We start from the raw sequence: 14,248 nt of genomic DNA, 5'->3' as shown, positions 1-14,248 counted from the left end.
GTCGAGACTTACGGCTTGGGAGTAATCGTCAAGACCTTCGCGGCGCGCTCGTCCGTGAGTAGACCATCGGCCCTCTGAAGGAACCGGTAAACGACCTGGTCATTCAGGAACTTGTAGTCAATGGACCGCTCAATGCGAAGCGGGCCGGCCATACGAACCATGTACCGGGAGAGGTCAGCAAAGAGGATCTTGTTCGCGGGCATGCCCTCATCGGTCGTAACCGGCCGGCCGTTGAACAAGTCAGGCGCGCCAAGCACCGTGCTGTTCACCCAAAGGTACTGACCCGTGGTGTCCTTCGCCTTCCGCAGAACGGCAGCGTTCTTGTCGGCCACGACGTAGGTAGCCGCGCCACGGTACGAGCGAGGAAGCTCATAGTGCAGATCGATCAGCGCATCGGTAACAACGGTGTCCTTTGCGCCGTCCTGCCAGGTGGCAACCGCCGGCGACGCAGCAGTAACAATCCCCCTGGGCTGCCCCGTGCCAGTGCCAGTAAGGAAGTGAAGTCCCATACCGTGCCCAAGCGCCGGGCCGGCGTCGGCAACGAGGAAGGCAATCAAGTCAAGCGTCTGGTCAGTAACAAATTCACTGGAAATGATCGACGCATAGCTGTACTTGTACGAGGACAGAGGCCGTAGAACGGTGGTCGGGTTCGACTCCGGAATGGTGCCGTTCTCCGCCGTGATGGTTGCGACGCTGCGGCCGGTCACGACCGCAATGTCAATCGGCTCCCCGCCGGCGGTGTTGATCGGGGTGGCACCGAAACGCATCACGGTGGACCGCTCAACGGCTTCCGCAAGAAGGCGCTCGTACAGCCCACGCGCAATGACAGGCTTGCCCGTGGTCGTGTCAACCGCGCGCTTCTGCGGCGCCAGGTCAAGCGCGCCGCCCGCCGGCAGGCTACGTAGCTGAGCCTCAAGGTTATCGGCCTGGCGGTCGTCCTGGCGGCCACCCATGGCGGCCAGTAGCGCGGACGTGGACTCGGAAGCCTTGACGGCCTCAATGCCCCGACGAACCCGGCCGTCATAGTCGGCGATCGCCTCAAGGATGCGCGCCTCCTTTTCGCGCACTTCAGCCGGCATGTCCTTGCCCGCGTACTCGTCGGTCAGGGAGCGTAGTTCGAGGGTGGCCTTTTCGCGTGCTTCGAAATTCGCGCTTAGCGTGGTTGCGTCTATACGGCATCGCTCCTAAAGATCAGTGCGCGCACGAGGGCGCGTGTGTGTACGTGCGTGTCTGTGTGGCGCTCTGCGGCGCTATCGCCGGGCGCGTGGGGTGTCGGGGCTAGGGCGGCCTCAAGGGACCGCAGATAGGCGCTCGTGGTCGCATAGGCCGGGTTCAGCACCGGACCTAGCTCACGGACATCCATGGATGTGATCTCGACAATCGGAAGGCCAGTCCCCTCGTCGGCCTCGTCGGCAAGCCGGTGGCCACCCTCGTTCAGCGCAAACGTGAACGATGCGCCCGCGACATCGCGCCGCCCGACAAGCACGGCCAGGTCCCGGCCAACCGACGTATCCGGTAGGTCCACCTCGTACCAACCGCCAGCGGCGTCCTCACCCACCCGCAGCGTGCCGGCGGACATGCGCCCCAGGACTAGGTTGCGGTCGTGGTTGAACGTCGCCGTAACGTCGTTCTGGACCAACGAGGCCGCGCCCGCTCCGGGAAGAATGCGTTCCCGGAACCCCCCAAGATCTGAACTCAATTCGTTGAATCGGTACGCGTATCCCCGTAGCACGGGCGCCGCGCCCTCGTCCGTCCGCAGGCTAGGCGCCTGCGTCAGACTCCTCTGCTCCAACGTCGTCAGTGGATTCCCCCTCATCGTCCTGGCCCTCGTCGGGCGCGTCGTCCTGGCCCTCGTCCTCGTCGGCCGGCTCGTCCGTTACGGCAGCCAGGTTGAGCGGCACACGGTGTACTGCCCCCTGGCCGTCCGGGAGTGGTTCGAGATCTTCCGCCGCGCGCACTTCGTCAATCGAGTAAATGCCTTGCTGAAGCCCGATCGAGTAGATCCCCATGCGCTCAACGGGCGCACCGCGCTGGATTCCGTCAAGAGAGAACTTGACGAATAGCTGTCGGTTGGCAGTCTCGGCATAGAGCAAACGGGTAAGCCCGGCCTCTATGCGTTCGAGCCATGGCCGCAGACTGAACATGGCAAATGCGATGTTCTGTTCGGCCAGGCCACTGCCCCACGACGTACTACCGCTAGCATCCGCAATCAGGTGCGGAGGCACGCCAAAGATGCGCGCAATCTCGGGAACTTGGAATTGCCGGGTCTGAAGGAATTGGGCTTCATCCGGCGTCATCGCAATCTTGGAAAACTTGGCACCTTCGGTCAGCAAGGCAACGCGATGAGCGTTGTCGACTCCCGAATTCGCCAGGCGCCAGGCTTCCCGCGCCCGCTTGAGGCCGTCATCAGACATAGCGCCGGGAACCTCAACCACAGCACCGGGAACGGCACCATTGGAGAAGAACCGCGCGCCGTACTTCTGCGCCGCCAAAGCCAAGCCAATGGACTCACGCGCATACGCAATCGGACTGACGCCCGTAAACGCGCCAGGCAACATCATGCCCGGGATATGCAGAATCTCGCGAGTGCCGAACCAGCCGATCGCAACTTCGTTTCCATCCGCGTCAATGTCACTCGCGTAGAAAACCTTGCGTCGCCGGCCGTCAACGGTCACCGTGTGCGTGTCGATTTTGGCAGGATCGAGCACGTCAAGGCCAACAATCGTTGGCCCTTCCCAGGTAATCGCCAGGTACGCATTCCCCTCAAGCAAGAGGGATAGGACGATCTGCGAAAGCAGATCAATGCGCCCTAGTCCGCCAGGCTCGGCAGTCGGATAGTCCAGCCAGACAGGCGAGACAATCGCCTTGCGCACTCCCCCGCGCTTTGTGTACGTCGCAACCGGCAGCGTGGCAATCGTCTCGGAGAGAAGCCGCAGGCACGCGAATACCGCCGACACCTGTAGGGCGGACGAAGCGTCCACCCGTTCCCCCGCATTCGACACCACACCGGGATAGGGAAACAGCTCCCCAGCGTGCTCCCACATGGCCCGCTCTTGCACGGGCGGATGACCCCGAAACCATCGTGTCCAGAACCCCAAGCGCTCACCCCCTTACCGACCACCTACTAGGCGCTAGTAGGTGGCCTAGTCCTCGTCATCCGAAATCGGATGCCCGTACGCGTATTCCTGGCCGGCCTCGTCGGTCCATGCCGCAACGATTGGCGAGTGAGCCCAATCGGGGTTGTCTTCCCGATACATGACAGCGCCGTGAACCGAGAGGATCATGGCGACCGCAAGGTCAATTTTGCGGCGCGTCCGGCCGTACTCTTTGGTAATCCGGGCGCCGTGTCGGTCCACCCGCAGCACCGCGTTACCAATGTGTCGGGCCAGGGCCGGGCTGCCGTCATGCGACAGTCGCCCATCTCGGCAAGCGTCGTATACGGCCTGCGTCGCGGGCACCATGCGCGTAAGACTGTTGGTGGGAAATGCCTCTACGGGGAAACCCTCGTGTTCGAGATTGTCAAGCGTTTCCTCCCAGCGATACGGGTCCGCCACGAGAGAGCGCACGTTGTACGTCTCGAACACCTCCCGCAAGCGGGCGCGCACATCGGCCATGGGAACACGCCAATGCTGGTCATCCGCCGGCGCCTCCCAGTGACCGAGCACGAACACCCGTAGGTCACGCACGCGGGTAGCCACAAGGGCCGTACTGTCGCCACCCCAAGCGCCGTCAAAGCCACACACGATCGACTCGCCAGGCAATAGAACATCGTCCACTGCGAGCGAATCCCAAAGCCCATGAGGCAGCCACGTAGACCCACCACGCACGAATTGCGAAAGCCGGTAGATCCGGAATGACGCCTCACTCGAACGCTGACAGGCTGCATGAAAGTCAGCCTCGTTGAGGATGTCGTACGAGGGATTGCACGCACGCCACACGGCAGGGTCGGTGTGGTCCACCGTGTCCCCAATGCGCGGCCCCCACGAGCGATAGAACAGCGTGGGATCCTGAAGTTCCCCACTGTTCTTCTGCTCCCCTTGCTGGCAGAGCAGCGCGAACGGGCCATCGGGGTCGGGGCCGGCAGTCGAGATCACCCAAAACATCGGCTGATTCCGCGCCGCCGACCCCAGGGTCAGCGCGTCGAATAGATCGGGCGACTTCGCAAAGGCGTACTCGTCAAGGGATACGGCGCTTGGATTGAGTCCTTGCTGTCGGCCTGCGTCGGCGGACACGACCCGGTAGGTCGATTCCCCGTACCGGATGACGTCACGGTGAACGAGGCAGACGGCGGACAATTTCGGGCTTGCCCGAACCATCGACTTGGCAGCGTCGAATACCATTCGGGCCTGCGGCCTGTCGTTCGCGGCGGCAATGATCTGACGCTGAGCATCGGCCTTATCGGCAACGAGGTGATAGAGCATGATCGCTGCGGCCAACGTTGACTTGCCGTTCTTGCGAGCGACACAGACAACCGCCACGCGATGCACCCGCACCCAACGGCCGGCCTCGTCCTGGCGCAAGCGGTACACGTCAATCAAGAGCTGTCGTTGCCAGGGCAGCAACTTGAACGGCCGGCCCGCGAACGAGCCTGTCAAGACACAGAACGTCTCAATCCAGTTGGCCACGCGGTAGCCCTCGGAAGGGAATGGCGCGTCTGCGGGGATGTGTCGCGCAATCACCTTGTCGAGATCAGCGATGCGGCACCCCCTAGAAGTCGGCCGGGCCGGCGCTCACTCGGCGGGCTTCCGCAGCGACGAGGCCCAAGCGCAACCGGGCTTCCGGCGTGAAGCCGATGGCAGTCTCGATCGCGCGCAACTCACGCTCTGTCGACTCGACATACCGCATGGCCGGATGAATGGCCGGCTGTCCGGTAGAGCCAACGGACATCAGTCCGTCGCTCTCGATTGTGGCCAGCAGCACGGCGCGTCGGTCGTACAGCTCTGCGTATCGCGTGATCAGGTGGCGGTCTGTCTCAGGCGAGTAGGCGCCGGCGCCCGCAGCCCACACGGCACGCCACACCTCACGCCCCGTTGCCGCCAGGTGGGCAGGCACACGCGGCGCCCGACCCTCGTGGACCACAGGCGCAGCCTCGTCGGCGGCGCTACTGGCATGGCCGGTCCGCTGTGAGGCTGCCTTAGCGCGTGTCATGGAACCCCCTAGACCTAATACGGGGCCACTCGCAGGGCCGTTCTCAGAGCCCTACAGAGCATCGTCGCAGGTCAGCGGCTTGCGGTGGCCCAAAACGAGCCGACACCCAGTGCGCGTAACCCCGCCTTGGGACGGGATCGCCAAATGTCCGAATTGGGAACTTCTGACGCGCCCTCCGCCACGGAGCGTGACAAGCAAGCAATCAGAACGGCGCGGTCTTGTGGCCGAAGTCGGTCCGCGTCTTGAGCTTGTGGCACGGCTTGCAGAGCGCCTGTACGTTGCCTGGCTCGTCCTCTCCGCCACGCGCCAGGGGCATCACATGGTCAACGTCCACCGCACTGGACAGGTAGACGAGGCCGCACCTGGCGCATGTCGCCTGGCCCGCAGCGTTGATCGCAGCGCGTAGCCTGGCCGCAGCATCGGACCCACGGGCAATGGCCTCACGGCGCTTGCGGTGGGACTGGACAGAGCGGCCGGCCTCGTAGGCATGCCAATGCTCGGAGCAGCGGCCACGATGGGTAGCCCACGCCCGACACTCCAGACAACGCGTGCGCATAGCCACCCCCTAGCCGATACCCCCTACCCCCTTTGAGGGGTCACCTACTAGTGCCTAGTAGGTGGTCATGTGGCCGCCCCGGGACTCGAACCCGGAACCTCACGCTCCTAAGGCGCGCGCCTCTACCTGATTGGGCTAGACGGCCTGGCACTCTCCGCCGTACGGCGTGGACACGTACGGCGGAGAGGTCTACCCCCGACATCGACTGTGCGACTGTCTAGCCAGGGCACATGCGGACGGATTCCAACCGTCACCACCGGCGGGCTTCACGCCCTCGCAAAGGGCGGTACTAGGCGTCCGGAGTGCGCGCACACCGCGCATGCGAGTTCGCGAGAGGGGGCAGGCTCATCCGCACTCAGCGCGTGGCCGCCCCCTCCTACATGTATTAGAGGGGGGCAGAGCCGAAATCGAGCCCTGGCGGTGTGGGTATGTCGAATGTCGTTCAGTACCCCGTTTCTGGTTTCTCTTAGACATCTCTAAGGGAATCTAGAAACGGGGTACTGAACGACATTCGACATCATCCCCGCTGTTCGCTCTGGGGATAGACAACTGTTCGGTTGATGTTGGGCAAATGAGAGAGGCCGCCACGCGCCGTCTGCGGGCACGAGAGAGGGCCAGGCACCCCGTGGGACACCTGGCCCTTCCTGGCGCCGTACAGCTCAGCTACGCGGCGGCCTTGTCGGCGGCCTGGCCCTCGTCCGCCTCGTCTTGGCCGTCCGCGTCCGGCTTGGCCCACTCGATCGTGACGCGCCGTGGCCCGGCGAATCGTGAGCCGACTGGACCCTTCGTGATGTACACGGCGTCAATGGCCAGGGCAAGCAACTCGCGCTGCAAGGTGTTGTCGGCGGCTTCGAATGCTTCCATGGGGTTGCCCTCGCGTAGGAACGTGATATCGACCTTTGTTATCCCGAGACTGTCAACGCGCTCTTGTGCCACCGTTACGGCGTCTTCGGCCTCTCGCTTGGCCGGCAGCATGTATTTGGCGCTTGGTCCACTGTAGAAGCCACTTCGGTGTGCCTCGTGAAACCGATCGAGTGCCTTTTGCGCGGCCTTGAGAGCGGCTTTGGCGTCGGCGGCCTTTTCGGTTTCGTCCGGGTGTTGTACGGCCGCCCAACGGTCGGCAACAGCAATCAGGATGGGATCATCCGCTTTCGCGTGTTTGAGGCGTGCCGCCCAGCACTCAACGACGTACTTTTCGAGCGATACGCGGCGCGCGGATGCGGGATTCGCGCAGCAAGCTCCCGACTGCTTTCGGGGACATTGGTACGACGCGCCCGTAAGCATGGCCGAGTCTTGGCAGCCTGCGCACCTTGTGCGCCCGGTCAGGAGCGACGAGACGCGCCCCGGAATTGGGGTGGCATCCAAGATTTGATTGCCGGCAAGGACACGGCGCGCACGGGCGGCAAGTTTGGCAGGAATGAAGTTGTCCCGCTCTTCCTCTGCGCCGGCCCAAATGGGTTCGTTGTCTTCGTCGCGGCTGCGCACGGGGCCTAGCCTGTCGGCACCCATGACTGTTTGCCAACCTTCGTATGCCGGGCTGTGGATTATGTAGCGGACTGTTCCACCCCGCCATTCACTTCCGCGCGCCGTAGTTACGCCGTCTGCGTTCAGTGAAAGCGCAATCTGACGCGATGAGGTCTTGCCGGTCGCCATTTCCGTGAATATCCGAAGGACGATATCCCAGGGGCTGTAGTTGGTGTCAGGCACCAACTCACGGTCTGGGATTAGTTTGCGCGTCTTGCGCTGTACGGCCAAGCCGTATGGTGCTTTCCCGACCCACCGCGCTTCTTTACGAGTCCGGGCATGTGCGGAACGGACGTTGTGGGAAAGCCTCTGGCTGAAGGCGCGTGCCTCTTCCGCACGGTCGATGATCCAGCGCCTATCGCGCTCATTCATGCTGTCGAGCTGTTCCCAATCGAAGATGATGCGCGCCTTGCCCAGGATGGGAACTACTGCTTCGGCCCCTTTGCGGCTGAACCGGTCGAGTGCGAATACCCAAAGCGCCGGCACTTCCCCAGCTAGCACCGCTTGCATTGCAGCGTCATACTTCGGCCGCTTTACGTCCATCCAAGCGGACAGGTTCTCTTTCCAAATCTTGCGGACTCGGTAGCCGTGCTCTGCGGCCCATGAACGGCCCCTGTCTTCCTGGGCACGAATGGAAAGGGTTCGGGTGCCCTCTTCCACTACCTTGCTCTTGCGCAAGAGCAAATCGACTTCGGGCCAATCGGCCTGGCACTCGGTAGGCGTGCTGGTCATGGTGTGCGCTCCTCTGATCGGTGTCAGGGGAGTTAGAGGGGTGCACGATCAACCGAGATGGACGATCCCCGGCACCAGCGACTGCGCCGGATCGTCGCGCGCACGTTCACGCCCAGGATGATCAAGAAGTTCGCGGACGACGTGGACCGCACCGCCCGCACCATCGTCGACGAGGTGGCCGAACGCGGCTCGTGCGACTTCGTCACCGACGTCGCGGCCCGACTGCCGCTGCGGGTCATCTGCGACATGATGGGCGTGCCGGAGCGGGACCACCGGTTCGTCTTCGACCGCTCCAACGTGATCCTGGGCGTCGCGGACCCGGAGTACGTCCCACAGGAGGGCGGCGGCCACATCGAGGCGCTGCTCACCGCGGGCGCCCAACTCGCCGAACTGATGAAGGACCTGGCCGAGTTCCGGCGCGGCACACCCACCGAGGACGTCACCTCGGCGCTGGTGAACGCGGAGATCGACGGGGAGAGTCTGACCGGGGACGAACTCGCCTCCTTCTTCATCCTGTTGCTCACCGCCGGCAACGAGACCACCCGCAACGCGATCTCGCACGGGTTGTGGCTGCTGACCCGGAATCCGGACCAACAACGGCTCTGGCTCAGCGACTTCGAGCGGTGCGCGCCGACCGCCGTGGAGGAGATCGTCCGGCTCGCCTCGCCCGTGGTGTGGATGCGGCGAACGGCCACCAGGGACACCGAACTCAACGGCAAACGGGTGCGCGACGGCGACAAGTTGCTGCTGTACTACTGGTCGGCGAACCGCGACGAGGCCGTGTTCGCCGACCCGGGTCGGTTCGACGTCACCCGCGACCCGAATCCGCACGTCGGCTTCGGCGCCCGCGGGCCGCACTTCTGCCTGGGCGCGCACCTGGCCCGCCGGGAGATCACGCTGCTGTTCCGGGAGTTGCTGACCCGGCTGCCGGACATCCGAGTGGTCGGCGAGCCGCTGCGGTTGCGCTCCAGCTTCATCAACGGCATCAAACACATGGACTGCGAGTTCACACCGGCTTCTCGGGCTTGACCGCCGACCCGGGCTCGGCGCCCGAGCCGGGCTCCTCGCCTGCCCCGGAGCCCGCCCCGGAGCCTGAGCCGGACTCCGCACCCGACTCCGACTCGGCGTCGGGTGCGGCATCCACCTCGGCATCCGACGCGGTCCCGGCCTCGGCCGACCCGGGCTCGGCATCCGACTTCGACGCGGCCTCCGCCTCGGACTCGCTCTCCACCCCGGGCCCGTCCCCCGACTCCGGCTCTCCCGCCGACTCGTCTTCGGAGCCGGCGGTCTCACCCGAGACCGACACCGGTGCCGAAGCCGAGCCCCGCGCCGGAGCCGGAGGCACCGACCCCGAACCCGCCGCGGCAGCCGTCGGATCGATCAACGCGTCGATCTGCTCGGCGGCCGGCAACTCGCCCTCCGGCGTCACCGCGTCCACCACCCCGGGCAACGTCGCGGCGAGCGCCGCCGCGGTCTCCTCCTTGGTCATCCCCGCCTCGCCGGCCAGCCGGACCATCTCGTCCTCGCCGAGCGCGTCGGTGATCTCCTTGCCGCTCACCGGCTGGTTGCGTCCGGTCTCCACCCAGGACTTGGCCTGGTCGCCCAGGCCGCCGGCCTGAAGGCGCTGCATCAGCGCGCCGAGGCCGCCCGAGTCGCCCTGCTTGGTCAGCATGCCCAACACGACCCGTACGAGTCCCTGGTGGCCGCTGCCGCCCCGTCCACCGAGGAGCCCGCCCAGCAGGCCGTCGAGTCCACCGGGAACGTCCATTCCGCCGCCGCTCATCCGTCCACTCCCTGCGCAGGTCGCCATATCCGGCTCTCATAGTGGGGTAAATAGGACACTACTTCGCGGTGGGCACGTCGGCGGTACACCCATCGGGGGCACGAAGGCACCCTCTCCGGCGGACCGGGGCTCCCCACCCGGCCCACCGGCGAGGCCGGGGGCGCACGTCAGCGGGTCGGGTCGAACAACACCTTGAGGCAGCCGTCCGTGCGGTCGGCGAAGGTGCGATATCCACTCGCCGCCTCGGTCAGCGGCAGCCGGTGGGTGAACACGTCCACCGGCACCAGCCGCCCGTGCCGGATCAGCGGGATCAGCGTGGGCCAGGTGGCGGCGACCGGCGCCGTACTGAAGCGCAGCGTGACGTTGCGGATGATCAGCAGCGGAACCGCGAGCGGGAACGCGAAGTTGGCGTCCACGCCGACCACCGAGACCGTGCGCGAGGTACGCACCGAGGAGATCGCGGCGGCCAGCGTCGCGTCCTGACCGACCGCCTCGATCACCGCATCCGCACCCCGCCCGCCGGTCGCCGCCATCACCTGCTCGACCAGGTCGCCCCGGGTCCCGTCGATCGGCTCCGCGCCCAGCCGCTCGGCCATCGCCAGCCGCTCGGGCACCCGGTCCGCGGCCAGGATCCGTCCCGCGCCGAGCACCTGCGCGGCCTGGAGGGCGTACAGCCCGACCGGCCCGAGCCCGATCACCAACACCGTCGCCCCCGGCGTGATGTCGGCCCGGGTCGCCGCCGTCCAGCCGGTCGGCAGCGCGTCGGTGAGCAGCACCGCGTGGTCCGCGGCGAGATCCCGCGGCACCGGCAACAACCACGCGTCGGCGGCCGGGATCGCCACCGCCTCGGCGTGTCCGCCGGGCAGACCGAGGTCACCACCGAGCACCCGCACTCCCCCGCCGACGCAGTCGATCGGGTTGCCCACCGCACAGCCCGCGCACCGTCCGCAGCCCAGCACCGGCGAGACCAGGACCCGATCGCCCACCGCGATCCGGCTCACGTCGGCGCCGGTCTCGATCACCGTGCCCACCACCTCGTGTCCCAGCCGCAGCCCGGCGGCTGGGAACTCGCCCTCGTAGAAGTGCAGGTCCGAGCCGCACACCGCGCTCGCCTCGACCCGCACGACGGCCCCGTCCGGACCGGTGAGCACCGGATCCGGGACCGTCTCCACACTCACGTCCCGGGTTCCGTTGATGACGACGGCGCGCATGTCCACTCCCTGACTGGTTCGCCCACCCGACGCCGGGAAGCACCGGCGCGGTTTGCCGGCGACACGGCCACCGGCGTCGGTAACACTGTTACAGAAGCCGTCGGAAGCCAACCCCCGAGCGGCCTTGATGGGCCCGGCGTGACGTTCGTCCCACGCCCGGCCGACGTCCGCGCACGCGTCGGTAACGTGATCTCCATGTCGCTGTCGCAAGCCCTGCGCGGGCACGCCCGGGGCGCCGTGTCGCGCGCCGCGCACCGAGGCTGGCGCGCGCTGCAACGCGCGGCCTCGATCACCGCGGAGCAGCCCGGCCCGTACCGCTTCCGACGGTTGGGCGCGCGCAGCAAGCTCGCCTTCCCGGTCGGCTCGGTGTTCGGCGAGCAGTGGATCACGGTGGGCGCGGGCTGCATCATCGGCGAGCACGTCACGCTGTCCGCCGGGCTGGCCCCGGGGCACGACCTGGGCACGGCGGCGGTGGTGACCATCGGCGACCGGTGCACGATCGGTCGCGGCAGCCACATCGTCGGACACCGCTCGATCACCATCGCCGACGATGTGTGGACCGGGCCGTACATCTACATCACCGACCAGAACCACAGCTACGCCGACCCGGATCGGCCGATCGGCACCCAGTGGCCGATCAACGACACCGTGGAGATCGGCCCGGGAAGCTGGATCGGCGCGGGCGCGATCATCCTGCCCGGCGCCAAGCTCGGCCGGAACGTGGTGGTCGCCGCGGGCTCCGTGGTCCGCGGCACCGTCCCCGACCACAGTGTGGTCGCGGGCGTACCCGCGAAGGTGGTCCGCCGGCGCACCGAGTCCGGCTGGGACCCGCCGCTGCGACACACTCCCACGCCGCTCCCGGACGGGATCACCCACGACGAACTGGTGGCCCTGCTCACCGAGTACGACGCCTCCGGCGGCCAGTAGCCCCCGGGTTCCACGTGAAACCCCGGGCCGGCGCCCGATCGGCGCCGGCCGTACGGGGGTGGGGTCGCCCGGAGCCGACCCCACCCACCGGGATCAGCGCGACCTCACGCCTTCAGGCCGGACAGGCGCAGTTGCACGCCGACCGCGTCCAACACGCGCGTCTGCTGTCCCCACTGCCAGCCCGGCACCGTCCAGTCCGCGTCCAGCATCGAGATCGACACCGACCCCCTGCCGAGCGCGGTGGTGTCCGCGTTGCGCACCGGCTCGGTCGCGCCGGGCGCCAGGCCCAGGTTCAGCTTGTAGCACGTGTCGCAGGACGGGTCCTTGACGTAGCTCACGGACAACGCGTCGGCCTCGCCCACGTTCGTCATCTCCACCCGGCCGGTCGGCTTCGCCGGATAGTTCACGTTGAGCGTGGTGTGCGCGGGCAGCACCGGCCCGTTCCGCTTGGTCGTGGCCGCGAGCCGGTCCACCAGCCGGGTCGCGAACGTGATCGCCTGCGCCATCTGCGGGAACGGGTTGCGCGGATCGGCGGTGCTGTACTCGGCGCTGAACGCCACCGCCGGGATGCCCTTCTCCGCGGCCGTGATCGAGGCGCCGACGGTGCCCGAGTGGTTGGTGGTCACGCCGATGTTCTGGCCCGGGTTGACGCCGGTGACCACCAGGTCGGGCTTGCGGTCCCGGTACACGTTCGCCAGCGCGAAGGAGATCGCGTCGGCGGGGGTGCCCTCGACCGACCAGATGCCGGGCTCGACCTCACCCGCCTTGACGATCGAACCGGGCGTCGCGTTGATGCCGGTGCCCTTGCCGGACTGGTCGGTGGCGGGCGCGACGATCACCGCGTCGTGCCCGGCCGCCTTGAGCGCCCGCTGGAGGGCGCGGATGAACGGGCCCTGATGTCCGTCGTCGTTGCCCATCAGGATGCTGAGCTTGCGCGGCGCCTGGGTGCCTCGCGCGTCGTCGCTCGCCGCAGCGACGGGCGCGCTCGCCGCGAGCAGTGCGGCGGCGGTGGCGCCGGCCGCGAGGGTGAACACGTGTTTCCTGCCGAACATGGCCATTCTCGTCCTCCGTAGGCAAGAAGGTCCGCACGCCGAGGAGCGTCGAACCACGCGGGTTCGACACCTCGGGTCTCGTGCGTGAAGCGGAACCGACCGCGCGGAACCCGTTATCGACCCAACCGGGCGGCGGGTGAAATTCGGGTCGAACAACGTGTACGGAGGGGTGAATCGGACGGAATGCACCCTGCGATTCGACACGTGTCAGCCGGCGGATAGCGAAAATAGGGTCATCGGTCGGACATTGCAATGGGCGGAGCCGGGTGGTTTCGTCCGGATGCGCGATCCGGGACACGCCCCGGCCCCGTTTGCCCGCCCCGCCGCCCGGGTCTGGCCAAGGCCCTTGCACCGAACGTAATCTGACGAAGCATCAGCCAAGCCGTCCGGCTCGGCCGGGTCGAGTGGGCGGAGCTCCGGATGATCCTGGACGGCAAAACGGTGATCGTCTCGGGCGTGGGGCCGGGACTGGGCCGCCGGGTGGCCCTGGCCGCCGCGCGGGACGGCGCCAACGTGGTGCTCGGCTCGCGCACCGAGGCCAACCTGGTCAAGACCGCCGAGGAGGTCGACCCCACCGGCGAGCGGGTCGCGTGGGCGGTGACCGACATCACCGAGCACGAGACCTGTCACGCGCTGGTCGAGCTCGCGGTGCGGCGGTTCGGCGCGGTGGACGGATTGGTCAACTGCGCCGCCCTGGACACCGTGTTCGGCGGTCTGGAGGCGACCGACTTCGCCGAGTTGCGCCACGTGGTCGAGGTCAACCTGGTCGGCAGCCTGGCGATGACCAAGGCCGCGCTGCCCGCGCTCAAGGCCGCCGGCGGCGCGGTGGTCTTCATCGCCACCCAGTCCCAACTGGTCCCACCACCGCAGGCCCCGCAGATGGCGTACGCCGCGTCCAAGGGCGGGCTCACCTCGGCCACGTACGCTCTCGCCCACGAACTCGGTCCGTACCGGATCCGGGTCAACTCGGTGGCCCCGGGCTGGATGTGGGGACCGCCGGTGGAGAACTTCGTGAACTACCGGGCGCAGGCGTCGGGTGTCCCGGCCGCCGACGTCCTCGCCGGCCTGGTGGCGCCGATGGCCCTGCCCGAAATGGCCACCGACGCCGACGTGGCCGAGGCCGTCGTCTTCTTCCTGTCGGACCGCGCCAAGGCCATCACCGGCCAGATGCTTCTGGTCAATGCGGGCCATGTGGTCCGGTAGCCGCCCCACGCGTGCCACGTGTGGAATTCAACATCATTTCGGTCAAAACGTGCTCAAGCACCACACGTGACACGCCATCTCGTCCCGGGTGTCATCCGAAAAGATCACCGCA

At 66.9% G+C, this 14,248-nt stretch carries 13 protein-coding genes and 1 tRNA gene; 3 read left to right on the top strand and 11 right to left on the bottom strand.

Annotated elements, in window-relative coordinates; genetic code table 11:
- Positions 1–8: 8 nt before the first annotated feature.
- The 8 genes from ACZ4FV_RS28875 to ACZ4FV_RS28840 form a co-directional block, all read right to left on the bottom strand.
- Positions 9–1,172, bottom strand: a complete 1,164-nt coding sequence (locus ACZ4FV_RS28875) for a phage major capsid protein (protein WP_465323646.1) — start codon at positions 1,170–1,172, stop codon at positions 9–11.
- Positions 1,169–1,816 (bottom strand): HK97 family phage prohead protease, encoded by a 648-nt coding sequence (locus ACZ4FV_RS28870; protein WP_465323612.1) that lies wholly within the window; start codon positions 1,814–1,816, stop codon positions 1,169–1,171. The genes ACZ4FV_RS28875 and ACZ4FV_RS28870 overlap by 4 nt, the downstream gene beginning before the upstream one ends.
- Positions 1,761–3,059 (bottom strand): phage portal protein, encoded by a 1,299-nt coding sequence (locus ACZ4FV_RS28865; protein WP_465323610.1) that lies wholly within the window; start codon positions 3,057–3,059, stop codon positions 1,761–1,763. The genes ACZ4FV_RS28870 and ACZ4FV_RS28865 overlap by 56 nt, the downstream gene beginning before the upstream one ends.
- An 84-nt stretch (positions 3,060–3,143) precedes the next feature.
- On the bottom strand, positions 3,144–4,625 hold the full coding sequence (locus ACZ4FV_RS28860) for a terminase large subunit domain-containing protein (RefSeq protein WP_465323609.1): 1,482 nt from the start codon (positions 4,623–4,625) through the stop codon (positions 3,144–3,146).
- A gap of 82 nt (positions 4,626–4,707) precedes the next feature.
- Entirely contained in the window at positions 4,708–5,148 is a 441-nt protein-coding gene (locus ACZ4FV_RS28855; protein WP_465323608.1) for a phage terminase small subunit P27 family, read from the bottom strand.
- A gap of 202 nt (positions 5,149–5,350) precedes the next feature.
- A complete protein-coding gene (locus ACZ4FV_RS28850) occupies positions 5,351–5,704 on the bottom strand; it encodes an HNH endonuclease (RefSeq protein ID WP_465323607.1) in 354 nt (117 codons plus the stop codon).
- A 70-nt stretch (positions 5,705–5,774) separates the two neighbouring features.
- Positions 5,775–5,849, bottom strand: a tRNA-Leu gene (locus tag ACZ4FV_RS28845).
- Between the two features lie 518 nt (positions 5,850–6,367).
- Positions 6,368–7,960, bottom strand: a complete 1,593-nt coding sequence (locus ACZ4FV_RS28840) for a recombinase family protein (RefSeq protein ID WP_465323606.1) — start codon at positions 7,958–7,960, stop codon at positions 6,368–6,370.
- A gap of 57 nt (positions 7,961–8,017) precedes the next feature.
- On the opposite strand from ACZ4FV_RS28840, the gene ACZ4FV_RS28835 reads away from it, so the two are divergent.
- A complete protein-coding gene (locus ACZ4FV_RS28835) occupies positions 8,018–8,989 on the top strand; it encodes a cytochrome P450 (RefSeq protein WP_465323605.1) in 972 nt (323 codons plus the stop codon).
- Here the strand turns inward: ACZ4FV_RS28835 and ACZ4FV_RS28830 are convergent.
- Complete coding sequence (locus tag ACZ4FV_RS28830) at positions 8,967–9,743, bottom strand: YidB family protein (RefSeq protein ID WP_395864297.1); 777 nt, start codon at positions 9,741–9,743, stop codon at positions 8,967–8,969. The genes ACZ4FV_RS28835 and ACZ4FV_RS28830 overlap by 23 nt on opposite strands.
- A gap of 167 nt (positions 9,744–9,910) precedes the next feature.
- Positions 9,911–10,954, bottom strand: coding sequence for an alcohol dehydrogenase catalytic domain-containing protein (locus ACZ4FV_RS28825; RefSeq protein WP_465323604.1), 1,044 nt, complete (start codon positions 10,952–10,954; stop codon positions 9,911–9,913).
- Between the two features lie 195 nt (positions 10,955–11,149).
- On the opposite strand from ACZ4FV_RS28825, the gene ACZ4FV_RS28820 reads away from it, so the two are divergent.
- A complete protein-coding gene (locus tag ACZ4FV_RS28820; protein ID WP_395864301.1) occupies positions 11,150–11,881 on the top strand; it encodes an acyltransferase in 732 nt (243 codons plus the stop codon).
- A 104-nt stretch (positions 11,882–11,985) separates the two neighbouring features.
- On the opposite strand, the gene surE is transcribed toward ACZ4FV_RS28820, so the two are convergent.
- Positions 11,986–12,939, bottom strand: coding sequence for a 5'/3'-nucleotidase SurE (surE, locus tag ACZ4FV_RS28815; RefSeq protein WP_402239292.1), 954 nt, complete (start codon positions 12,937–12,939; stop codon positions 11,986–11,988).
- A 414-nt stretch (positions 12,940–13,353) separates the two neighbouring features.
- On the opposite strand from surE, the gene ACZ4FV_RS28810 reads away from it, so the two are divergent.
- Positions 13,354–14,136: an SDR family oxidoreductase gene (locus ACZ4FV_RS28810; protein ID WP_395864305.1), complete on the top strand. Its 783-nt coding sequence runs from the start codon at positions 13,354–13,356 to the stop codon at positions 14,134–14,136.
- Positions 14,137–14,248 lie beyond the last annotated feature (112 nt).

It is taken from the genome of Embleya sp. NPDC025285 (assembly GCF_055558835.1).
Note: the sequence above shows the minus strand (reverse complement) of the source record. Positions and strands in the feature narration are given on the sequence as shown.